This window comes from Xanthocytophaga flava (assembly GCF_030068545.1).
GTDB classification, from domain to species: Bacteria; Bacteroidota; Bacteroidia; order Cytophagales; family 172606-1; genus Xanthocytophaga; species Xanthocytophaga flava.
This window is the reverse complement of sequence record NZ_JASJOR010000003.1, coordinates 381,698-405,435: the sequence shown is the minus strand read 5'-3', so window position 1 is coordinate 405,435 and position 23,738 is coordinate 381,698. Positions and strand designations below refer to the sequence as shown.

General features: G+C 39.9%; 17 protein-coding genes and 1 tRNA gene. 10 read left to right on the top strand and 8 right to left on the bottom strand.

The annotated features are described in order from the left end of the window. Positions 1–37 precede the first annotated feature (37 nt). The 5 genes from QNI15_RS06960 to dctA form a co-directional block, all read right to left on the bottom strand. Positions 38–1,243: a vWA domain-containing protein gene (locus tag QNI15_RS06960; protein ID WP_314031130.1), complete on the bottom strand. Its 1,206-nt coding sequence runs from the start codon at positions 1,241–1,243 to the stop codon at positions 38–40. Between the two features lie 427 nt (positions 1,244–1,670). Continuing rightward, complete coding sequence (locus tag QNI15_RS06955) at positions 1,671–2,729, bottom strand: protein-glutamate methylesterase/protein-glutamine glutaminase (RefSeq protein ID WP_314031129.1); 1,059 nt, start codon at positions 2,727–2,729, stop codon at positions 1,671–1,673. Positions 2,730–3,179: 450 nt separating this feature from the next. Further along, a complete protein-coding gene (locus tag QNI15_RS06950) occupies positions 3,180–4,064 on the bottom strand; it encodes an SMP-30/gluconolactonase/LRE family protein (protein ID WP_314031128.1) in 885 nt (294 codons plus the stop codon). A 42-nt stretch (positions 4,065–4,106) separates the two neighbouring features. Next, on the bottom strand, positions 4,107–4,805 hold the full coding sequence (locus QNI15_RS06945; protein WP_314031127.1) for a hypothetical protein: 699 nt from the start codon (positions 4,803–4,805) through the stop codon (positions 4,107–4,109). 2 nt (positions 4,806–4,807) lie between these two features. After that, positions 4,808–6,094, bottom strand: coding sequence for a C4-dicarboxylate transporter DctA (gene dctA, locus QNI15_RS06940; protein ID WP_314031126.1), 1,287 nt, complete (start codon positions 6,092–6,094; stop codon positions 4,808–4,810). Positions 6,095–6,280: 186 nt separating this feature from the next. On the opposite strand from dctA, the gene uxuA reads away from it, so the two are divergent. The 3 genes from uxuA (at position 6,281) to QNI15_RS06925 (ending at position 11,330) form a co-directional block, all read left to right on the top strand. After that, positions 6,281–7,483 (top strand): mannonate dehydratase, encoded by a 1,203-nt coding sequence (gene uxuA, locus QNI15_RS06935; protein WP_314031125.1) that lies wholly within the window; start codon positions 6,281–6,283, stop codon positions 7,481–7,483. Between the two features lie 1,084 nt (positions 7,484–8,567). Then, positions 8,568–10,007: a glycoside hydrolase family 140 protein gene (locus tag QNI15_RS06930; protein ID WP_314031124.1), complete on the top strand. Its 1,440-nt coding sequence runs from the start codon at positions 8,568–8,570 to the stop codon at positions 10,005–10,007. A 30-nt stretch (positions 10,008–10,037) separates the two neighbouring features. Then, positions 10,038–11,330: a serine hydrolase domain-containing protein gene (locus tag QNI15_RS06925; protein ID WP_314031123.1), complete on the top strand. Its 1,293-nt coding sequence runs from the start codon at positions 10,038–10,040 to the stop codon at positions 11,328–11,330. Positions 11,331–11,431: 101 nt separating this feature from the next. On the opposite strand, the gene QNI15_RS06920 is transcribed toward QNI15_RS06925, so the two are convergent. Then, a complete protein-coding gene (locus QNI15_RS06920; protein ID WP_313998515.1) occupies positions 11,432–12,256 on the bottom strand; it encodes a universal stress protein in 825 nt (274 codons plus the stop codon). Between the two features lie 229 nt (positions 12,257–12,485). Between QNI15_RS06920 and QNI15_RS06915 the strand changes: the two genes are divergently transcribed. The 5 genes from QNI15_RS06915 to QNI15_RS06895 all read left to right on the top strand — a co-directional run bounded on the left by QNI15_RS06915 (position 12,486) and on the right by QNI15_RS06895 (position 19,435). Next, positions 12,486–13,799, top strand: coding sequence for a TolC family protein (locus tag QNI15_RS06915; protein WP_313998513.1), 1,314 nt, complete (start codon positions 12,486–12,488; stop codon positions 13,797–13,799). A 51-nt stretch (positions 13,800–13,850) separates the two neighbouring features. Further along, on the top strand, positions 13,851–14,930 hold the full coding sequence (locus QNI15_RS06910) for an efflux RND transporter periplasmic adaptor subunit (protein WP_313998511.1): 1,080 nt from the start codon (positions 13,851–13,853) through the stop codon (positions 14,928–14,930). Between the two features lie 167 nt (positions 14,931–15,097). Further along, entirely contained in the window at positions 15,098–18,223 is a 3,126-nt protein-coding gene (locus QNI15_RS06905) for an efflux RND transporter permease subunit (protein WP_314031122.1), read from the top strand. A 208-nt stretch (positions 18,224–18,431) separates the two neighbouring features. Continuing rightward, positions 18,432–18,647 carry a hypothetical protein gene (locus QNI15_RS06900; RefSeq protein ID WP_314031121.1) on the top strand — a complete coding sequence of 72 codons (216 nt, stop codon included), beginning with the start codon at positions 18,432–18,434 and terminating at the stop codon, positions 18,645–18,647. Positions 18,648–18,730: 83 nt separating this feature from the next. Beyond that, a complete protein-coding gene (locus QNI15_RS06895; protein ID WP_314031120.1) occupies positions 18,731–19,435 on the top strand; it encodes a DUF1003 domain-containing protein in 705 nt (234 codons plus the stop codon). Between the two features lie 55 nt (positions 19,436–19,490). Here the strand turns inward: QNI15_RS06895 and QNI15_RS06890 are convergent, their stop codons facing one another. Both QNI15_RS06890 and QNI15_RS06885 read right to left on the bottom strand, forming a co-directional pair. After that, complete coding sequence (locus QNI15_RS06890; protein ID WP_314031119.1) at positions 19,491–21,101, bottom strand: S8 family peptidase; 1,611 nt, start codon at positions 21,099–21,101, stop codon at positions 19,491–19,493. 317 nt (positions 21,102–21,418) lie between these two features. Then, positions 21,419–21,492, bottom strand: a tRNA-Met gene (locus QNI15_RS06885). Positions 21,493–21,584: 92 nt separating this feature from the next. On the opposite strand from QNI15_RS06885, the gene QNI15_RS06880 reads away from it, so the two are divergent. Continuing rightward, positions 21,585–21,980 carry an START-like domain-containing protein gene (locus QNI15_RS06880; RefSeq protein ID WP_313986114.1) on the top strand — a complete coding sequence of 132 codons (396 nt, stop codon included), beginning with the start codon at positions 21,585–21,587 and terminating at the stop codon, positions 21,978–21,980. Positions 21,981–22,173: 193 nt separating this feature from the next. Further along, on the top strand, positions 22,174–23,685 hold the full coding sequence (locus QNI15_RS06875; RefSeq protein WP_313998501.1) for an LptF/LptG family permease: 1,512 nt from the start codon (positions 22,174–22,176) through the stop codon (positions 23,683–23,685). Positions 23,686–23,738: the final 53 nt, after the last annotated feature.

Genomic DNA, 23,738 nt, shown 5'->3' with positions numbered 1-23,738 from the left:
CGTATGGTTACTTTATTACTTACAAGTTGGTATTTAGTTAATTCATTTGAATTACCCGTTCATCTTTGGCTCTGTATTGGGTTGAGCCATCTGCTGAAATAATCCAAAGAGCCGGCATACGAGGTTTTATATCAGGTGTAGACACGTGTCCATCTGTAAAATAGATCAGGCCATCCGGCATAGTCTTGTTTGCCAGTTCTACAGCTTCTGTATAGTCATTCCCTCCTCTTCCTTGAAAATCAGCAGGAAACTTTCCTTTGAATTCGTACTGCCGATGAATTTTAGCATCACATTCTACTATGGTAATACTACAGCCTTGCCTCCAGATATGATAGATTTCCTGAAAGAAACTTTGTACCTCTTCCAGGTTTATACTGCCAGATGTATCAATAGCTATTAGTAGTTCCTGTCGGCGTTTCAGTTTAATTCCGGGTACTGTTCCATACCGTTTGGATGCCCGACGAATGGTATTTTTCACATAGGTGCTATTGCTGGAGGCAGCGAAAAGCCGTAGAGCCCTTTTCCAGTTTATTTTGGGTTCTTCCAATACAATCTGCTGCAATACCTCAACCAGATCCATAGGCAGCCCACCCCAGTTTTTGGGCTTCACTCTATCCAATGTAGTCTTGGTTAATCGCTTTAGTTGATGCTCCATTACTTTCAGTTCACCACTTTCCAGTTCCCGAAATTCATCCCAGTAAGAGTGTTTGTCCAGTTCGTCATTGTCTTCATTAAAAATAGTGAAGATAGGATCTGAACAGCCTTCACCAGAGGAATTAACAGAGTGCATCAGTTTAGCCAACTGCTGATAGTAGTAATCCACCCCCTGCTTCTTTTCCAGTGTAATGCCATATTTAGACAACAGGGGTTGAAACATCTCCAGGGTTAGTCCACCTTCTGGTAATTGTTCAGACTGAATATATTGGTTGATAACCAAGTCTGCTGCGATGTTAAATAATCGCTTCTGAGGAAAGCTTTTTTGCAGAATCAGGTGCCGCAACACAATATGCAGAACTTCATGTTTGATCAATCCGTACTGGTGAATCTCTGAAAGGGAATTCCAAAACTCAGCATTGACCATTAGTTTGATCATCTGTTTTTTATAGAGCGCCACTGCCGCAGTTTTTATCTTATCAGAGAATTCTTTGGGAATCCCCATAAGAAAGTGCCCATAAAAGGGTTCTTTCAATAGAAGCTGTATGCAGATTCGGGATATATCTCCTACTGGAGGGCTTTGTGCCATAGCTAATTAAAAACAGAATAATGCAATAATTCCGGGCAATCTACAAAAGTCTTGTAGATAAACAGGCAATAAAATCATCCGTATATTACATAGGTAGTGTGATAAAATCCTTTCATTCGGGAAATTCTCATACCTAGTATCTTATTACTGTTACTTTATCGATTGAGGCCTTGGCTATCAGGAAAAAGGGAATCATCTACCTTAAAAAGCAGCCTGTCTAGTATAATCTGATAAGAGCAGTTCTTAGATAATAGTACTCATATCTACATTGGCTCTGGTAAACAGGAAAGTAGAAATAAATCAGGAATAGTGAAAAAAAAGGAATGCAGAGAAATGGGGAAAATACGTATTGAAAAATGCCAGTTATGCCCAGTCACTAACTTCAGCAAATATAAAGATTTCGAATGTGATCGAAAACAATCAGTTTTTAAAAAGCAACAATATGGTTACTTATATGTTCCAGAGGAAGAACTTTATCAACTGCGTTTAATTTGATGGCCTCTTTAGGCATACCAAATACTACAGAGGTTTTTTCATCCTGTGCAATGGTCAACGCGCCTGCTGTTTTCATTTCCAGTAATCCCTGTGCCCCATCAGCTCCCATGCCTGTCATAATGATACCTACACTGTTTTTGCCTGCATACTGAGCCACAGATCGAAACAATACATCCACTGAAGGACGATGGCGGTTTACCAGTGGTCCATCTTTTACTTCTACATAATATCGGGCTCCACTTCGGTTTAGCATCAGATGCTTATTGCCTGGCGCAATCAATGCTCTACCCCGAATTACACTATCTCCATTTTCCGCTTCCTTTACTGAGATTTTACAGAGTGTGTTAAGGCGGTTAGCAAACGACTTGGTAAATAATTCGGGCATATGTTGTACAATAATAATTGGAGGAGCATCCAGAGGAAGTGCTTTCAGGAAAACCATTAATGCCTCTGTACCACCTGTAGAAGCACCTACAGCAACAACTTTTTCCGTTGTCTGAATCATACTCCGATTCACAACAGGCTTTATCATGGCATCAGCAGTTAGCTTAGGCGTAACGGCGATCTCTGACAAGCTACGGCGTTTAGGCTGTACTTTGGCAGCTGTTTTTATGATATCACAAATGCGGATTTGTTCCTCACCGTCTGCATTGACCTCAAGCTGAGACTTGGAAATAATTTCTACTGCTCCATACTCCAATGCCTTCAGCGCTGTTTCTGTACCTTTTGTAGTAAGACTGGAAATAATAACGACCGGAATAGGATGTTGGGACATAATCTTTCGTAGAAAGGTGATCCCATCCATACGGGGCATTTCAATATCGAGTGTAATGACATCAGGTATTTCATTGCTGATTTTGCTTGCGGCGATATAGGGATCGGCAGCTGTTCCCATTATTTCTATATCCGAATCACTAGCCAGTGTACGGCTTAACAATTGCCTTACAACAGCCGAATCATCTATAATCAGTACTCTAATTTTTTTCCGCATAAGCATCTTACAATGAGTAAATACTATAACTAGTATTTTATCTTATTCATACTTGAGTCATCCTTCTCTTTCCGCTCCAATTTATATCATCCCTACCATTATCCTTTCCCCTTTCGTCTGCCTGAAAGGTTCATCCGCTATCTGCCATTCTGAAAGGAACATCCTTTAATTGTCCTCCTGAAAAGATTCCTCCCTTTCTGTCCTTCTGAAAGAATCTTGTGACAAATAGAGCCATGCCTAGGTTCTGAGAGAAAAAATATACTCCAGTCGGAAAGGCCGCCGGTCTTGTCACGGGTTCCTTTCAGGAAGACAGAGAGTGTGTACTCCTTTCAGGCTGACAGGAAGAGTGTATTTCTTTCAGAAGGACAGCAAGGATACTTTTTCCTTATTTACATAATTTACATACCTATTTCCCAGTCTTTAGAGTTGGAAGGCACAGGTATACTCTTATTATTTTTTCATAAATCGTTTACCGGGCACGTCTACCTGAAAGGTTTCCAGGCAGCCTCTATCCTGTAAAGTTACAAAAGCTGTTTTTCCAGATTTGCCACCAAATATGATATTACTTACATTTTTACCTTTTAATGGAATTTCGCGCAATTGTTTGCCATCTGGTGAAAAAACTACGACATTACCAGTACCCCAGCGTGAAATATACAGATTTCCCGCTGCATCACACTTCATTCCATCCATACCCCCATCAGCAAATTGAGTGAAGAGTTGTTTGTTGTAAATGTTTCCTACAGAATCCACATTATACTTCCATACCTTACGTTGCACACTTTCATTGACATACAATGTTCTATCATCCGGACTTAACTCAATCCCGTTGGTAGTGCCCATGTCTTTTTCCAGCAATGTTGCTTTGCCATCAGTATCAATGCGCCAGATCTGGCCTTTACTTTCTTTCCAGTTCGGATCTGAGGCAAACAACTGGTTTTTACGGTTGATAGTAATATCATTAGGCTGGTTAAAGCTATCATTATGGCAATGGACCGTTACTTTTTTTGTTTTAGGGTCAACCTTAAGTACATTGTGTCCTGAAAAGTCAGCCAGGAACATAGCTCCTTTGCTATCAAACTGTATGGCATTGGCAGTGCTTCCTGCAGGCAGTTCTACAAAAAGAGAAGTTTCTCCATTGGGCTTTACCAATCCAATGGTCCCATCTTTTTGGTAATTTACTACATATAGGTTCCCTTTTTTATCGACCATAGGCCCTTCAATATTCACAGTAAATTGTTTCTCAGCAGTAAGATCTTTTGCCACAAATAGCTCCTGTGCAAAAGATGTATTAATCAAAAGTAAGGTGGCGACTGTGCCCAAAAGAGATTTCATACGGTAAGTGGAATTTGAAAATTAAATTAAACTATTGTTCTATCAATACCATTCCAGCAGGAACGGTTTACTTTTTTCATCCAGATTGGATTGTCGAAGAAACTGATACAATTTTTGATCCAGAAAGATAACTTCATAGCTATATTCTCCTTCTATAGCATATAACCGTTCTTCTACTTTTAATTCTTTCTGTAAAATCACATTGATAAAGTCAATAAAATCGATATCAGGAGAATTATAAGGAGAAGGAGTAAGATCAAATTCAAGATCCTTCACATACAAAGTATAGGTATTCTGCTCTGTCAGAGTTTGCTCAATCCGGTCTACAACAAATCCTAGCTTCTCCAGTGTCCGACCTAGTCTCAAAAACTCTGATTTTGCCCCACCATGATATATAGTCTCAGGATCTAAATAATAGACCCGATAATCCAGAGAAGCGTTATTTTCATCACTAAGTGTATAAAAAGTTTGCTCTTCAGCGTAATACTTAGCAATATGAGTCTTTACTTTTTTAAGGTCTTCTGGCGCTGTCCATTTAAAATATCCCAGTTCGTCTAATCTTTTCACAAACTGTTTGGCCTCTTTCCTCCGTTCATTTTCATCCGGAATAAAGGCTGGTTCAGTTTTCTTTTCTTTCACTTTTGGATACACACTTCTGGGGTATCTGACATCATCACCCATCAAGCGAACCCATTTAATCGCCAAAAGCAGAAAGCCTATTGCAACTCCTATAAAAATCATAGTTATTCTATTATCTTCTTTTCTAAAAGTACCGGATTAAACTCATGTTCACTTTTGGCAATCACCACAGTAGCTACCGCATTGCCAATCAGGTTTGTAATGGAGCGGGCTTCGGACATAAACCGGTCTACACCCAGTAGTAAACCTAAACCTTCAATAGGAATTTGCGGAAAAGAAGCGAGTGTAGAGGCTAATACAATGAATCCACTCCCTGTTACACCCGCAGCCCCTTTGGAGGTTAAAATCAACACTCCTATAATTCCAAGTTGTTCCCCAAGGCTTAAGTTTACATGAAAGACCTGAGCCAGAAACAGCACCGACATAGACAGATAGATACTTGTCCCATCCAGATTAAAAGAATATCCGGTTGGGATCACCAATCCGGCAGCCTGAGCGGAACAGCCATACCGTTCCATCTTTTCAATCATTCGGGGCAAGACAGACTCAGAAGAGGATGTACCCAATACAATCAGAATTTCTTCTTTGATATAGCCTAACAGATGCCAGAGGCTAATGCCTACGCTCCGACATATCAGATTGAGCACAACAAAAATAAACACGATCATCGTCAGATAAACGGATAACATCAGCTTTCCTAATGGGATGAGTGTCTCTAATCCATATTTGCCAATTGTATAGGCCATCCCCCCAAAAGCGCCGATAGGGGCTAAAACCATAATCATCCCGAGCACTTTAAACAACGCATGTAGAATCTTCTCGAAGGTATGCACCAGCGACTGTCCTGCCTCTCCCATTTTTGAAACAGCCACACCAAACAAGATAGAGAAAAACAATACCTGCAAAAGATTGCCTTCAGCAAAAGCACCTACTACATTGGGAGGGACGATCTCTGTAATATGGTCGACCCAGGATTTTTCTTTGCTCTTCTCTACATATTGAGAGACATCTTCTTTTTTCATTTTCTCAGGATCAATACCCGATCCTGGTTTAATAATATTAGCTGTTAACACCCCAATACACAAAGCGACAGTGGTCACAATCAGAAAGTACCCCAACGCCTTCCCTCCTATTCTGCCAAACTTCTTCATATTTTGCACCTTCCCGATTCCGATTACAATAGTCAGGAAAATAATAGGTGCTATCAGCATTTTGATCATGTTAATGAACGTCTTGCCAATAGCCTCCACTTTCTTTAAAACACCCGGATCAATTGTTTTTTGCTGAATATGCTCATGCAGATAGTACCCCACCAGAATCCCGATTGTAATGGCAACCAATACCTGAAAAGTCAGATAGTGATAGAGTTTTTTTCGCGGTGTTTTTTCCATGAATGTAGATTGCGTAGACAGAAGGTTGTAAATCTCGTAAATCCTACTCAAATTCACCAGCAATTCACATAAAGTTCGAAAATGCTACCAAACCTTCCGTTTTGTAATTAAACACATACAAAGGTTTGTGTATTAGAACTTCAAACAAAACACTGTTATCTAACTTTAAACGCACACCTTTACTGTATGAGCATGCTACAAACCTGGCGTTGGTTTGGCCCTAAAGACCCAGTATCTCTTACTGATATTCGACAAGCCGGAGCAACGGGCATCGTAACAGCCCTTCACCATATACCCAATGGGGAAGTATGGACTGTGGAAGAGATAGAAAAACGAAAAAATGAAATAGAACAAGCGGGTCTGGTTTGGTCCGTAGTGGAAAGTGTACCTGTACACGAACACATCAAACGCGGTATGCCTGATCGTCAGAAATATATTGATGTGTATAAAGAGTGTATCCATAATCTGGGTCAGTGTGGCATTCAGACTATCTGTTACAACTTTATGCCTATCCTGGACTGGACCCGTACAGATCTGCACTATGTAGTAGACGATGGATCAGAAGCTCTTCGCTTTGATTCAGTTGCCTTTGCTGCCTTTGAAATCTTTATCTTAAAACGTCCCGGAGCAGCCACAACCTATCCGGAAACCTTTGTGCATCAGGCGCAGAAATACCATGAGGCACTAGATGAAGCGGGCATTCAAAAGCTTACCCGTAATATTATTGCCGGTCTTCCCGGATCTGAGGAAAGTTTTACTGTGGAACAATTTCAGGAGGCATTGAACGCATATAAACATATTGGCGACAAAGAGCTGAGAGAAAACCTGTATTACTTCCTCTCTGAAATTATTCCTGTAGCCGAACAAGCCGGTATTCGTATGGCTATCCACCCGGATGACCCTCCCCGCCCTATTTTAGGCTTACCACGAGTAGTAAGTACAGAACATGATATTATACAGTTACTGGCAGTGAAAGATTCTCCATCTAATGGCTTTACTATGTGTACAGGCTCTTTTGGAGCCAGAGCAGACAATGATCTGGCAGGTATAGTAAGTCGCCTGGGAACAAAGATTAACTTCCTGCATCTGCGCAGTGTACAGATTGAAACAGAACCTCAGCCACTGGAGTCTTTCCATGAAGCCAATCACCTGGAAGGAAGTGCCAACATGTATGGGGTAGTCAAAGCTATTGTGGAAGAGCAAAAGAAGCGTCGTGAAGTAGGTCGCAATGATCATCAGATTCCAATGCGTCCGGATCATGGCCACCGTATGCTTGATGATTTGAAAAAATCAGGCAGTAACCCAGGGTATACAGCGATTGGTCGTCTGCGTGGACTAGCCGAACTTCGCGGACTGGAAATGGGTATCGAAAAAACACTTTTCCCATAATTCTTTTTCAGGTCACTATACCCGCTGAATTGAATAACCCGCCGTGAACTCAGCACAAAATAAATTTTGAACTGAGTTCACGGCAAAAATCCCTGCGGTTAATTCAACGCAAAATTCTCTGACCGAAAAAAATACTCCTACTCTCATCCATATTGTCAATGCGTTGAATTTACCGCAAAAAAGTTTTTGCATAGAATAAACCGCAACATTGATGCTTGAGCGGAAAAAACCGCACGCTGAATATTTGACCGGAATTCACGGCAAAAAGTTTCATGCGCATAATTCAGATCAACAACCTCTTTTGCAGTTTTGAACTGAAAAAACTCTGTTTTTTGCGCCTCTTAATCTTTTTTCTTCCTGAAAGGATCTCTCCTTTTGTCCGAAAGGTCCATTCCCTTTCTGTTTTTACTATAAGAATCTCACCCTTTCTGTCCTTCTGAAAGAATCTTGTGACAAATAGAGCCATCGCTAGTTTCTGGAAGAAAAGATACGCTATAAATCCACAGGCCGCCGGTCTTGCCACGAGATCCCAAAGGGAGGACAAAAAAGAGGGTTTACCATCTGTATATTTTCTTTATTTTTAAACCACTTTTACAGGAAGCCACATGACAATAAACCTATTAAATGCGGGTCAGAAGGGTAAGAAGCGGGTCGGTTGCGGGTCAGATGTAAAGCCCTGATAATCAGTTAGGGTAAGAAGGGGTAAGAATATTTCCTATACTACGTGTGTTATATATATAATATAAAAAGAAAATAATAAATATAGCATATACTAACCCTTTCTGTTGCTATTCTTCTGCTACCGTTTCGCTCTAAACATCTTACCCTTCTTACCCCTATTGATTATCAACTACTTAGATCTAGCCCACAACTGACCCGCATCCGACCCTTCTTACCCCTTAAGTGATATCTCTTAGATTAGTATGCGTTATGGTTACATTTTCCGGCAAGCTGCTACATAGCAAAAGGAAGTTTTTTAAATAAAAGCTGGATCTTTCCTTAAAAACCATTAAAATAGTTCAACTTTTTAAAGGTAAAATAAAAGGTTACTTTTAGATTCCTGTTTATAAACACTTCATGTATTATGCGTTTTATCTCTTCACTTTTAGTCTTTCTTTTTTCACTAATCACCTTTGCCCAAATTAAGGTAAGTGATAATCATCGTTATCTTGCCACTACAGATGGACAACCTTTTTTCTGGCTGGGAGATACAGATTGGGAAATCTTTCATCGTCTGACCAGAGAAGAAGCGGAAGAATTTCTGGAAATTCGTCGCCAGCAGGGATTCAATGTCATTCAGGCAGTGGCACTGGCGGAGTTTGAAGGTATCCGGCAGCCTAACCGCTATGGTGACTTTCCGCTTATCAATGCTGATCCTACGAAACTAGCCATTACACCCGGCTCCAGTCCAACCAATGCAGACGAATATGACTATTGGGATAATGTAGATTTTGTTATCAATAAGGCAGCTGAAAAAGGGCTATATATCGGCTTATTGCCTACCTGGGGAGATAAAGTAGCAGATCTCTGGGGAGATGGACCCAGAATTTTTAATCCTGAAAAGGCCAAAGCTTATGCAATTACCCTCGCTAAACGATATGGCAAACAATGGAATGTGGTATGGATACTGGGGGGAGATCGTCCGGCTGTGTATCAGGGAAATGACAAAGCTATTCATGATGACCGACCTGTATGGGAAGCTATGGCGCAAGGCATACAGGAAGTGTTAGGGAAGGATGTATTCATTACCTATCACCCATCAGGAGGTAATAGTTCCAGCAAATTCGTTCATTTAAGAGACTGGCTGGATATGAATGCGTTTCAATCTGGACATGGAGCAAGAGAAACTGATGTTTGGAACTGGGTAACTCACGACTTATCTCTGGAACCACTAAAGCCAACACTGGATATGGAGCCTTGTTATGAAGATCATCCTGTCAATCCCTGGGATGGCAAATGGACACGTCAGCGCGGATATTTTACAGCGTATGACGTTCGTGTGCGTATCTACCGAGGTGTATTTGCAGGAACCTGTGGGGTAACCTACGGACATCATCAGATCTGGCAGTTTCTCAATAAAGATCTGTATGCACCTATTAATCCGGGTGATACCATTATAGGCTGGCAAAAGGCAGCCAAAGCAGAAGGTGCCTACCAAATGCAATACCTGAAAAATCTTATGCTTTCGCGTCCCTATTTTACCCGAATTCCAGACCAGTCACTGATCACCTCAGATAAAGGCAGCACCTATGTTGATCTGGTACAAGCCACCCGTGATGAACAAGGTACCTATGCCCTGATTTATTTGCCACAAAGTAAACCTGTTACCATTGATTTAAGCAAAATAACAGGCAAATCAAAGAATATCTGGTGGTTTGATCCCCGCACTGGAAAGGCAACAAAAAGTGGCTCCATAAAAGATACAGCCTCTCAGACCTTTACTCCACCTCCCAATGGAACGGACTGGATATTAGTCATAGACGATGCCTCCAAAAAATTTAAAGCCCCGGGTCTGATTAACTAAACACAGCTTTTACACGATACTCCACTAACCATGAGAAAACTTTTATTCAGCTTTCTTCTATGGGTTTCCTTTGCCCCGACCATTGCCCAGTACTCCAGTAAACCCCAGAAACTGGTTGTGGCGAAAACACCGGAAGCAGCAGGGATATCCTCTGAGCGTCTGCAACGACTAGACCACTCTCTACAACAGTTTATTGACCAGCATAAATTACCTGGTCTGGTGGCAATTGTCATTCGGAATGGGCAGATCGTATACCATAAAGCACTGGGGAAAGCAGATGTACAGGCAGGGCGAAATATGAAAACGGATGACATTTTTCGGATTGCCTCTATGACTAAGGCGTTGACATCTACAGCAGCAATGATGCTGTATGAAGAAGGTAAGTTCGGACTGGATGACCCGGTTTCGCTCTATATTCCGGAATTCAAAAACCCACAAGTCCTGAAATCTTTTCACTGGAAAGACTCAACCTATACCACAGAGCCAGCCAAATCCGAGATCACCATACGGCATCTGCTTACACAAACGTCTGGAATCAGTTATGGTATTATCTCAGGAGATGAACGCTTTCATGCTATCAATGCTAAAGCTGGTATTGTTGATTTATTCACGACGCAACCTGTCAAGCTATCTGATAACATCAGAAAGCTGGCAAAGTTACCACTACAGCATAATCCGGGTGAGAAATGGACCTATGGATTGAATACTGATGTATTAGGCTACCTTATAGAAATCTGGTCAGGAATGCCCTTTGACCTGTTTTTACGTACCCGCTTGTTTGAGCCCCTGGGAATGAATGATACTTATTTCTATCTGCCAGATACCAAAAAAGATCGGTTGGTTCCTGTTCAGAAACCGGACGCTAATCAGCAATGGATTAAGTATCCTGTTACATTTTATGATCCGGAGTATCCCATTAAAGGAGCAAAAACATTTCTTTCAGGAGGTGCAGGCTTGTCCAGTACCGCTAAGGACTATGCAACTTTTCTGCAAATGTTGCTCAATGATGGTACTTTTAACGGCAAACGATTCCTTAGCCGACCTACAGTGGAATTATTGACTGTCTCCGATCAGATAGGTAATCTATTTGGAGAAGATGGATTTCATTTCAGCATGGGTTTTCGGGTAGTGAATCAACAGGGACACAACAAAGGGCAAGGTAGCGTAAACCGCTTTGCATGGGGAGGGTATTTCAATACCAACTACTTTGCAGATCCACAGGAAAAAATAGTAGCCGTACTGATGAAGCAAACCCAGGGAGCCATCGGAGATAACTCTGAAGCTCTTTTTGTCCGAATGATCTATCAGGCTATAAATGATTAATGGATTTTCCTCTATTTTAGTACCATTTACGGAGCCCATTTTCTTCCATGTATTTTATCAGAATTATGAAAGAAAATGGGCTTATGCATCATATAGCATACCTAGTATAACTCAGGTAATACAAGCAAAGGGACATCTCCATGAAGCGCCATACTACGTGTTTTACTGAAATGAAATAATCCTTTCAGGAATCCTCTGTCATGTGCAATCATAACTAGCAAAGACGCACTATCCTGTTTCATACAATCCAGTAAAGCCTTTTCTACATCCTCTTCACAGGTGTAATCAAAACAAATTTTAAGATTTTCAAATAAGCGTTCCAGTTGCTCTTCACCTGCATAGTCTAAATCCTCATGACCAGGTACAAAGCTTGCATTCAGGATATGTATATGAGATCCAAACGACTTTGCCAGGTCTAGCATAGGACGTAGCGTTTCTGGGTTTCGGATTTCCGTATAATCGGTTCCAAAAACAATCGTATTAAAATTTCCAATATTACTAGTAGGTACAGCCAGGACGGGTACTGTATGTCTCTCTATTACAGCCGATGTAACACTGCCCAACACATTTCCTAAAACTCCATTTGCACCCCGTGTCCCCATTATCACTATATCCGCTCGTTTGGCCTGAAATTCTGCAATAATCACATCTGCTGCCAATCCCATCTTTGTCTCAAAAAAACAAGGTACCTCAATAAGATCTGCAACACGCTTTGCATATTCATTCATTATAGACTGTGCCTGTTTTGCCATATTGTCAATTGCCGTTTCATACATACTTTGTGAAAACAGAGGATCTGCAGACAAAAAGTGATAGGCATGTACAACCACAATTTCTGCCTTTGTTACCTTAGCAATCTTTGCGGCATACAGCAATGCCTGGTGTGCATGATCCGAAAAATCAGTTGGTACAAGTATTTTTTTCATGGCCTCTATAGTCTAGTAGTTCAATACAATAATTCCGACAGACAAACCTACTCAGACTTTTCCGGGTAATGTATGATAACCCTCAATACAACGCCTGATATATCTCAATCAGCGCCTTATTAGCTGCTTCAAAATAGCATCTATATCTTTTAATCACCTTTTAATTCGGCCTTAATACCCGTTTAATCCAACTCTCAGACATTTGTCCCAAGCAAAATGATTATAAATTATGTCCAATTTGAATAAGAAATGGATAGTAGCATCCATCCTATGGATCTGCATATTGGGAAGTGCATGGAGTCAAACCCCTTCTCTGACAAGTGATACATTAACTCTATCTTTACAAGAGGCCGAAAATATCTTTCTCACTAAGAACTACCTTCTATTAGCTCAAAAGTATAATATCAATATTGCGGAAGCCAATATCCGTCAATCCAAACTCTGGGCCAATCCAAACTTTTTTGTAGAAAGTAATTTTTATAACCCTCAAACAGGAAAATTCTTTCAGTATGGCAAGAATTCGGCTGCAGACATAGCAGCCTCACAATACAATAAAGGATCTATCACACTTCAGTTGCAACAACTGATTTATACAGCAGGCAAACGCAGTAAGTTAGTTCAACTGGCCGAAAGCAATAAAAATTTACAATCTCTGGCATTCGAAGATTTACTACGCAACCTACGTTATCAGCTTCATTCCAGCTATGCCAGTCTGTATTTTGATATGCAATCGTATACTCTACTCCGCAATGAAGAAAAGCAGCAGAAATCACTGGTCAATGTGATGCAACAACTTTTGAGTAAAGGAGGTATCTCAGCGTATGAAGTGACACGGCTCGAAGCTGAACTCAGGAGCATTCAGTCAGACATATTAAATCTGCAAGGTCGCATCTCAGATGAAGAGACTACGCTTCGTACATTTTTAGCTCAAAAAGATATAGTATTTATCAAGCCAACAGAAGTGGTGCCTTCAGTTATTACCTTGCCACAACTGAAAACCGTTATGGACTCAGCACTGACCAACCGACCGGATGTCAGTCTGACTCAGGAACAGGTAAACAATGCACATCAGAGTCTGATGTATGAAAAAGCCCGTCGTACCCCAGATCTGGTAGCAGGACTTACCTTTGATAAGTATGCGAGTGCGTTTATGAACTATACTGGATTAAGTGTAGCTATGGATCTGCCCGTTTTCAACAGAAATCAGGGAAATGTTCAGGTAGCCCAACTCCAACTGGAAAGTGCAAAAAAGTCTGTTGAAAGTCAGCAGATAACGGTACAAAACGAGGTTATGAATGCGTATGAGAAGTTTGTTCAGATAAACCAGCTAAATGAGGAAATCTCAGTCACCTATCGGGAAAGTCTGAAAAATATCAGTGCAGAGGCAACTAAAAACTACAATCAGCGCACCATTAACCTGCTAGACTACCTGGATAAGATCCGGACATACAAGCAAGCAAGCCTTAAACTGATTGACCTGCAAAATACAGTTTTTCAGTCTCAACAGTATCTCAACTTTGTAACCAATACCAAAGTTTTCTAAACCACTTATTTATAACTCTGGTTCAATCCTGATTTTATCCATCCTACCTATATGAAAAAATATTTCATTTTTGTGTCAATGCTAGTGTTAGCTGCTTGTAGTAAGCCTCAAGCACCACAGCAAACAGAAAAAGATACAGATGAACAAACAACCAGTACCATTTATAAGACAGCAGTGGTTAGTTACACCAATGCGGAAGCAGAACTGGTATTGAATGGTGAAATTTCCTTTGACGAAAGTAATGTCGTACGTGTATTCCCGCTGGTTAGTGGCAATGTAGAAACTGTAAAGCCTCAACTTGGCATGTATGTGCAGCAGGGACAGGAACTGGCAGTGATTAAAAGCGCCGATGTGACCAATTACATAAAAGATTATGAAGTAGATAAAGCCAATCTGGAATTAGCTCAGAAAAGCCTTCAAAATGCAGAAACATTATACAAGTCAGGTTTTGCTTCTGAAACAGATTATCTGACAGCTAAAAAGGAAAAAGAAAAAGCAGAGCAGGAAGCCTCCCGTAGTCGCGAAGTTCTTCGCATTTATGGAGGAGCTACCAAGTCAGATAAACCTTATTTCATTGTAAAAGCTCCTATAGGCGGTTATATCGTAGAGAAAAATGTGAATACGGGTCAGGAATTACGACCAGATAATTCTGAGCCTTTGTTTGTTATCTCTAATTTGAAAAAGGTATGGGTACTTGCCAATGTATATGAAACCGACATTGCCTCTGTGAAGCAGGGACAGGAAGTTACCATCAAAACATTATCCTATCCGGATAAAACCTTCACAGGAAAAATATCCAATATTTCCAATGTACTGGATCAGAGTTCACGGGTGATGAAAGTACGCGTTGAGATTGAGAATACTGACGGTCTGCTGAAACCTGATATGTTTGCTACTGTGCACCTTCAACTCACACAAGATGAAAAAATGCTTGCCGTGCCGTTAAAAGCTGTTGTCTTTGACAACGACGATTATTTCGTCATTATTACCAAAGATGGCAAATATGAAAAACGCAAAGTAGAGATACTAAAAAACACTTCCCAAAAAGCCTTTCTGAAAGGAGATATCAAACCAGGCGATACAATCGTAACTGAAGGCAGTCTACTGCTCTTTAACGAATTAAACAGCTAGCTATCAATCAAATAATTCATTTTCATTGATTGAATAATTAATGAGCCTGGAGGCTCCCTTCTAGGCTCATGCCTTTTCTGAACACACATTACTGTTTTATAGTAGTTGATGTGTCTCAAATTAGTCAAGGTTTCATCTATCTATACACATACATTCCATGCTGAAGTATGAATAAGTTCATCAAAGGAGTTATCAAGTTCTCCCTCAAAAATAAGTTTTTTGTCATTTTTGCTACCCTTCTGCTCATTGTAGGTGGAGTGGTCAGCTTTGTCAATACTCCCATTGAAGCTTTCCCTGATGTCACCAATACCAACGTTATCATTATCACCCAGTGGAGAGGAAGAAGCTCTGAGGAAGTAGAACGATTTGTGACTATACCCATAGAAACAGAGATGAATGTGATTCCCAAAAAGACATCTCTTCGTTCTATTTCTCTATTCGGTCTCTCGGTTGTTACCCTGATTTTTGAAGATGGCGTAGACAACTTCAATGCGCGTGTAGAGGTAGCCAATCGACTTGCCAACGTAGACTTGCCTGCTGGAGCAGATTCAGAAATACAACCCCCATCTGGTCCTACTGGTGAGATTTATCGTTATACACTGGAAAGTAAAACCAAAGATATTACAGAACTGAAAACCATTCAGGACTGGACGCTCGACAAACAATTTAAATCAGTACCTGGCATCGCAGATGTGGTAAGCTTTGGAGGTCGGGTAAAAACTATTGAGGTGAGTGTAAATCCTAAGTTACTTGCCAACTATGGATTCTCTGCACTGGATGTTTTCGATGCCTTAGGCAAAAGCAATATCAACGTAGGTGGTGATGTAATCAAACGAGGTAATCAGGCATTTGTGGTACGGAGTATTGGTCTGTTAACCAAAATTGAGGATGTAGAAAATGTGATCATAGACAACGTCAACAATGCCCCTATCAAAATAAAAGATGTTGCCACTGTCAAAGAAAGCTATCAGCCCCGCCTAGGTATGGCAGGGCGTGACACCAAAGATGATGTACTGGAAGGAATCATTCTTATGCGTAAGGGTGAAAATCCTGGGGAAGTACTACAGGCCTTGCACGAAAAGATTGATGAACTGAACAATTATGTATTGCCCAAAGATGTTAAAATCAACGTTTTCTACGATCGTACTACGCTGAATAACCATACCATGCACACTGTTTCGGAAAACGTGGTAGTGGGTATTTTGCTGGTAACGTTTATTCTGCTCATCTTCCTGGCCGACTGGCGTACCACCGTCACAGTAGCCATTGTCATTCCGTTAGCCCTTTTATTTGCCTTCATCTGTATGCGCATCAAGGGTATGAGTGCCAATTTGCTCTCAATTGGAGCAATTGACTTTGGGATTATCATTGATGGAGCTGTGGTAATGGTAGAAGGAATCTTTGTTATGCTGGCTCATAAATCGCATGAACTTGGCAAAGAAGCCTTCAACAAGCGCGCTAAGATGGGCTGGATTTCCAAGACAGCAACTGAGATGGGAAAATCCATCTTTATTGCCAAGCTGATTATCATTACAGCCTTATTGCCCATATTCTCTTTCCAGAAAGTGGAAGGTAAGATGTTTTCGCCTCTTGCTTATACCCTGGGTTTTGCCTTACTGGGTGCATTGATTATCAGTCTCACCCTTATTCCCATGCTAACCCATGTGCTTTTGAATAAGAATGTCCGGGAGAAAAATAATCCGTTTGTTAACTTTCTGAATCGGCTTTATGTTCCAGCTCTGGACAAAGTTTTAAAATTCCCTAAGCGAAGCATTTCCATCGCTGTAGTTATTCTGGCAACCTCATTATTCCTGTTCCGCTTTGTCGGCTCTGAATTTTTGCCCCACCTCAATGAAGGATCTGTATATGTACGTGCCAGTATGCCATTATCCATCAATCTGGACGATAGCTATCACTTTACCCGTCAGATACGCCAGATATTTAAAAGTTTTCCGGAAGTACGTGGTGTAATGAGTCAGACAGGACGCCCTAATGATGGTACAGACCCAACCGGGTTCTTTAATGCGGAATTCTTTGTAGACCTGTATCCCAAAGAAGAATGGAAACGGGACATTACCAAAGATGAACTCGTAGCTCAGATGCAGGATAAGCTAAAATCCTATAAAGGTGTTACTTTTGGTTTCTCTCAACCTATTTCCGATAACGTAGAAGAAGCGGTATCAGGTGTAAAAGGCTCTATGGCTGTTAAGATTATCGGCAATGACCTTAAGTACTTAGACACTCAAGCAAAAAATGTTTTTGACATTCTGGCAAAAGTTCCGGGTGTAGAAGATCTGGGTATTGTCAAAAACCTAGGGCAGCCTGAATTCAGAATCGAGTTGGATCAGCAAAAAATGGCCCTTTATAATGTCAGTACAGAAGCTTGTCAGTCCGTAATAGAAATGGCTGTAGGTGGTAAAACAGTCAGCACGTTCTATGAGGATGAAAAACGCTTTGATATAAAAGTACGATATGATGAAGCCTATCGTTTTTCAGAAGAAAAGATTGAAGATCTATTGGTACCAACCCGTACCGGATCAAAAATCCCTATTAAAGAAATCTCCCATCTGCGCAATGTAGCCGGACCAGCCTTTGTGTATCGGGAAAGCAATGCCCGGTTTATCGCTGTCAAATTTTCTGTTCGGGGCAGAGATTTAGGAAGTACCATTGCTGATGCGCAACAACGCGTAGCACAGCAAATAAAGCTTCCCCAAGGCTATAAAGTAAAATGGGCTGGAGAATTTGAAAACCAGCAACGAGCTACCAAACGGTTATCTGTGGTGGTACCGATTTCCATAGTTATGATTTTCATGATCCTCTTCTTCGCCTTTGGCAGTACTACAGATGCAACCGTTATTTTGTTAAACGTTCCCTTCGCATTGATTGGTGGAATTCTTGCATTACTTTTGACAGGAATTAACTTTAGTATCTCGGCAGGTGTTGGATTTATTGCGTTATTTGGAGTCTCGGTGCAGAATGGCGTAATTCTTGTGAATATCTTCCATGAAAATCTGAAAAATGGTATGCTCCTCAAAGATGCAGTTCGCGAAGGAGCTATTAGTCGGCTCAGACCTGTAGTAATGACAGCACTGATGGCAAGTCTAGGTCTTTTACCGGCAGCAATTTCTACAGGGATTGGTTCTGAGACCCAAAAACCACTTGCCGTAGTTGTAATCGGAGGTCTGATATCAGCAACCATCCTGGTACTGCTTATATTACCAGCAATATTTAATCTGATCTATGGGCGAAAAATTCGCAAGAAAGAAGAAAAGAAACAGCTTAGACAAGTCTGATTTATCACTTCAAGGTAAAGGCTGGATATAGGAGAAGATTGCCTGTATCCAGTTTTTATTTGTATACAATTTTATCTGTAGAATGTCGATGAAGGTTCCCTGTTTACTATATATGGTTTGTCTGTTAAGTTCTCTCACCTATGCACAGCAAGATTCCTGCACTTACGCGTCTAGCCAACCCTCTCTTACTGAATTTAAGTATGATCTTATGCAGTTAAGTGCAGTCGACAAACAACAGATACCCGAGTTATTTATCCCTTCACAAAAAAAATTTAAACCTCGTTCTACTAACCCTCGAATTATTTTCCGTGTTGGGTGGAAAAGTCCTCATAGAAGTCTACCAGAACGAACTACAATGGTTGGCAATTTGCTGCAAAAGATCTTTGCAGTACGATTACGTATTTTTAACAGGAAATTTGAATAATTCAGGCAACATCAGATATTACATAGAACCTATTCTATTATTTATCAGATTTACACTTATTATTTTGTACTCATTTATTCTGTATGAAGCCTACTACCAGCCATTGTCAGCTTACAGGGAAGAATCTACCTATTGAAAAACTGGCGTCTGTCCACTCTATACATCCTAACATACTCAAACTCATACAGGAAAAACACCCCGATTGGTTACCCAAAGGATATATTGCAGTTGAAGAGCTCAACAAATACAGAAATCAATACATTCGCCAGCTATTAGCCGATGAAAAAGGGAGGCTAAACAAACTGGATGAAAAGGTAATTGAGAGTATACGTAATACGGAAGTTCTTTCAAGAAATGTAGATGTAGAAAGCGATCAGCAACTGACTCTGGGAGATAAGATTGCGGACAAAGTAGCAGATTTTGGAGGAAGCTGGACGTTTATCATCATTTTCTTCTCGTTTCTGTTTATATGGATGGGAGTTAACGTTTTTGTTTTATATAACAAACCATTTGATCCCTATCCATTCATCCTGTTAAATCTGATATTATCCTGTCTGGCAGCTATTCAGGCTCCAATAATCATGATGAGTCAAAACAGACAGGAAGCAAAAGACAGATTACGATCTCAATATGATTATCAGGTGAATTTAAAGGCAGAACTGGAGATACGGCTCTTGCATGAAAAAGTAGATCATCTGCTCATGCATCAGGGTCAAAAACTATTAGAATTGCAGCAGTTTCAGGTAGAGATGCTGGAGCAATTAATGAAAAAGAAGAGTACAGATTAAAAAAAGCTGTACTCAAATTGAGTACAGCTCTGTAGACTTTATTTATGTCTTTTGATTATTTAGACATCTTCTGAGCCATTTTTAAAGCCTCGTACGCATTTACAATTCCTCCTGTCTTACTCAAATCCGACAAATTTGCTGTTTGCCCTTCTGAGCCAGGAACCTGTACTTTCTCTTTATAAGGAAGAGCTGATTTCATCAAAATTTCTTTAACCTGAGCCGCTTTTAATTTAGGATAGTAAGCCCGAATCAAAGCAGCCACACCTGAAACTACTGGTGCAGCCATACTTGTACCGTTATGATCAGCATACTTAGATCCAGGAGTAGTGGAATGAATAGCTACACCAGGTGCAAATACGTCTACGGAATTTTTTCCATAATTACTAAAATTACCTATTCCCTGCTCACCAGGTTTCCAGGAAGAAGCTCCTACTTCAACCCAGTTATTCACAATTTCCTTGGCGTTATCATCTTCGTCATTCGGAAAGTTATCTGCCTCATCATTATTCTGCGCATCATTACCGGCAGCATGGATTAGCAATACATCTTTGGATGCAGCATATTTTACAGCTTCGTCTACCACACCTTTATTCCAGGAATAACTTTTCCCAAAACTCATATTAATTACTTTAGCACCATTATCAGCAGCATACCGGATTGAATTAGCTACATCCTTGTCTCTTTCATCTCCATTTGGAACTACTCGAAGAACCATGATTTTAGTAGCATTTGAAACCCCTTTAATTCCCAGGTTATTGTCCCGAACAGCTGCAATAATACCCGCTACGTGTGTCCCATGGTCTGGATCAGGGCCTACGACATCATTATTACCATATATTTTTTCTTTTGCATCTGAATAATTGTCCCCTACAATACTACGCGGATCATATTCAAGATTAGTATAATAACTTGCTTGAGCTTCAGTTTCTTTTATTCCTTCTTTAATCATCTCCATAAAATCATTAAAAGTTGCTCCATTAGCCATTTCATTTTCCACCATAAACTTTATTTGCCCTAGTATAGAACCAGTTGGTCTGTATGCCTGAATATCAGTTAATGTGATGGTTTCTTTGCCTATTTTATCTTTTATTTTTTCCAATCCATCCAGCAGTATCTGATAGTTTGCATAGCCTCCTTTTAATTTCTGATCCTCTTCCTCATATGCAATACTAATCTCTTTGAAACGTGCGTATTCTTTCTTATCGGCCTCAGAAAACTTGGTAGTATCAGCTTTCTCAAATTTAGGTAACATAGAACGGTATATACGTGTCACCTCCAGGTTGTCATAATGTACACTGCTGTCTTTCCCTCCAATGAAATCCCATCCGTATACATCATCTATATAGCCATTTTTGTCATCATCTTTTCCATTGTTTGGTATTTCTTTAGGATTTGTCCAGATTACCGATTTTAAATCCTCATGGTTTATATCCACTCCCCCATCAATTACAGCAACAATCACGGGCTTTGCTTTACGCCCTTTCAAAAGTTCCTGATATACTTTTTCTGTACTTACACCATATACCTTATCTGCAGTAGGATCCAGATTGAACCAGTTCTCAGGAGCTTTTTTTGGGGTATCTGCTGATTGTGCAAACCCAGAGCCACTAAGTAAAGCTGCCAAAATGATAGGTTGAGCAACTCTCCGGATGTTTATTCTTATCATATAATAGAAAATAATTAATGATACATAATTTTAGTTATAAACAAATCTCATGCGAATGCATTCTTCAAAGAAGCAAAACTGACAAAAAATCTTATTCAAGGAAAAACAAAGGTAATGCTTTTAGATTACACCCATACAGTTTGTCCTATACGATGCAGAAATTCACTTAGTTACAAAAGACACACTAACCCTGCTACTGAATTCAACAATGAAATAAGTTATGAAAACATAGCATAATGAAATAATTTTAGCAACTTGCCGGAAATGAAATAAAAAAAGCCCTTCATGCTGTTGCATAAAGGGCTTACTAAATCTAGTAGCGAGGACGGGAGTTGAACCCGTGGCCTCAGGGTTATGAATCCTGTGCTCTAACCAACTGAGCTACCTCGCCGAATTGGGTCACAAAGGTATGAAGTTTTTATTTTAATTTACAAATTTTTTTTTCAATATTTGCAATAATACCTGGCACTAAACCTTTTACAAATGGAGAAATTTAAATTCTCAGTTGAGTATGAAATGAAGGCATCTCCCAAAATGCTTTTTTCCTACTTTACTACCCCTGCCGGTTTGGCTCAATGGTTTGCTGATGATGTTTCCATAGATGGTGAAAAAGTATTCAGCTTTCAGTGGGACAATCGCCCTCATTACGCAAAAATTGCTGCCCAACGTTTAAACCGTTATGTTAAGTTTGAGTTTTTGGATGATGATGGAAAAGAATCTACAGACCCTAACTACATTGAGTTTAAATTTGATCAGAATGAATTGACTCAATCATCCTTTGTAAAGATCACAGACTATTCAGAGATGGCTGAGGAAGAAGATCTTCAGGAGCTTTGGGAAAATCTGATAGCCTCATTAAAAGAAACTGTGGGAGGCTAAATAGTAGTTGATTTTCCAATCTTTTATTGTTCGGTTACTAAATAATGACGTGCGAAGTATAGTTTTTACAAATCATTAGATATTATTTTGCTTTTCAAACTCAGGTACAGTTTTTGAGGAAACTCTAAAAACTATTTCCTGTGTAAAAACTATCCCGTCTAAAATCCTGCAGAACAGTAAAAGCATAGTAGTTATGAAGAAGATACACATTTTGGTATTAAAAGCGTTTCTGGGTCCTTTTGTACTTACCTTTGCTGTAGTTGTTTTTATATTTGTAACTCAGACGTTAGTCAAGTATTTTGATGAGATTGTAGGCAAGGGATTGTCGTTTCTTGTTTATATAAAACTTCTCTTTTATTTCAGCATTAACACTTCAACAGTTGCCTTTCCTCTTTCGATTCTCCTTTCCTCGTTGATTGCTTTTGGAAACCTGGGTGAATATAATGAGTTAACAGCTATTAAAAGTTCAGGTATTTCTTTGCTACGTGCCTTACAACCTGTATTTATTTTTGCAGTAGGATTAACTTTATTCGCGTTCTGGTTTAACAATAACATTGTACCCAAAGCCAATCTCAGAGCCTATAGCCTGTTATACGATATACGACAAAAGAAGCCCTCTCTATCTATCAAAGAAGGGATTTTCTATAGTGGATTAGAAGGAGTAAGTATAAAAGCCAATAAGAAATTTCCAGATGGTAAAAGCATGAAAGGACTTATGATTTATGATCATAGTCAAGGACATGGAAACTCGCGTTTAATTCTTGCAGATTCAGCACAAATGTACAATATGATGAATGGCAAGTATCTTGTTTTTGAGTTGTTCAATGGTACAATTTATGATGATCAGGGAGCCAGCAATCGACGTGATCAAAAAGCACAGTTTATACGCAATGTCTTCAAACGAACCAAGATGGTCTTTAGTTTGGCATCGTTTGAAATGGACACAACACCTACCTCCTTGTTCAAGTATGATCGCTTGATGAAAAACTTCACAGAACTACGGGAATCCGCAGATTCTTTGAATAAAAAACTCGAAAAAGAAATTCATAATACAGAGACAGGAGTTTCTCAATATTATTATCATCATTTAAAACAAATCAATTCAAATGTTGCTCAAAAGATAAAAATAACAAATGGATCTAACAATTGGGCGGATTCAACAGAGCGTGCCCATCTGCAAGACCCACCTTATAAAAAGGTAAGTATTATTGAAACAGCTATTAATCAGGCACGTAATGTAAAAAGCAATCTGGATGGAGGGAAATACCAACAAGAAAGCGCACTAAAAGAATACAGGATTTTTGCGATCGAACGGCATCGCCGTTTTACACAATCGGTAGCGTGTCTGGCAATGTTTCTTATTGGTGCTCCTTTAGGATCAATCATTCGAAAAGGAGGTTTAGGAGTTCCTGTTCTTGTTTCTATTGGGTTCTTTATTTTATTTTACGTATTAACACTAATGGGTGAAAAATGGGCACGGGAAGGTGTGATGGAAATAGTATATGGAGCATGGCTGGCAGACTTTGTTCTATTTATGATTGGTTTGTTTTTCCTGAGACAAGCACGCAATGACTCGAGGCTATTCGATGCAGATGTCTACAAAATTGCGTTTAACAAATTTATCTCACGTTTCAAAAAAACAAACAAATCATCTCTGCCTCAACCAAAAGCAGAGGCAAAAAATGAAGAGGTTCCTCAATTATAGGCTTTTTTCTTATAAATTATTTTGTATTATCCTTTGTATTTACATTACGATAT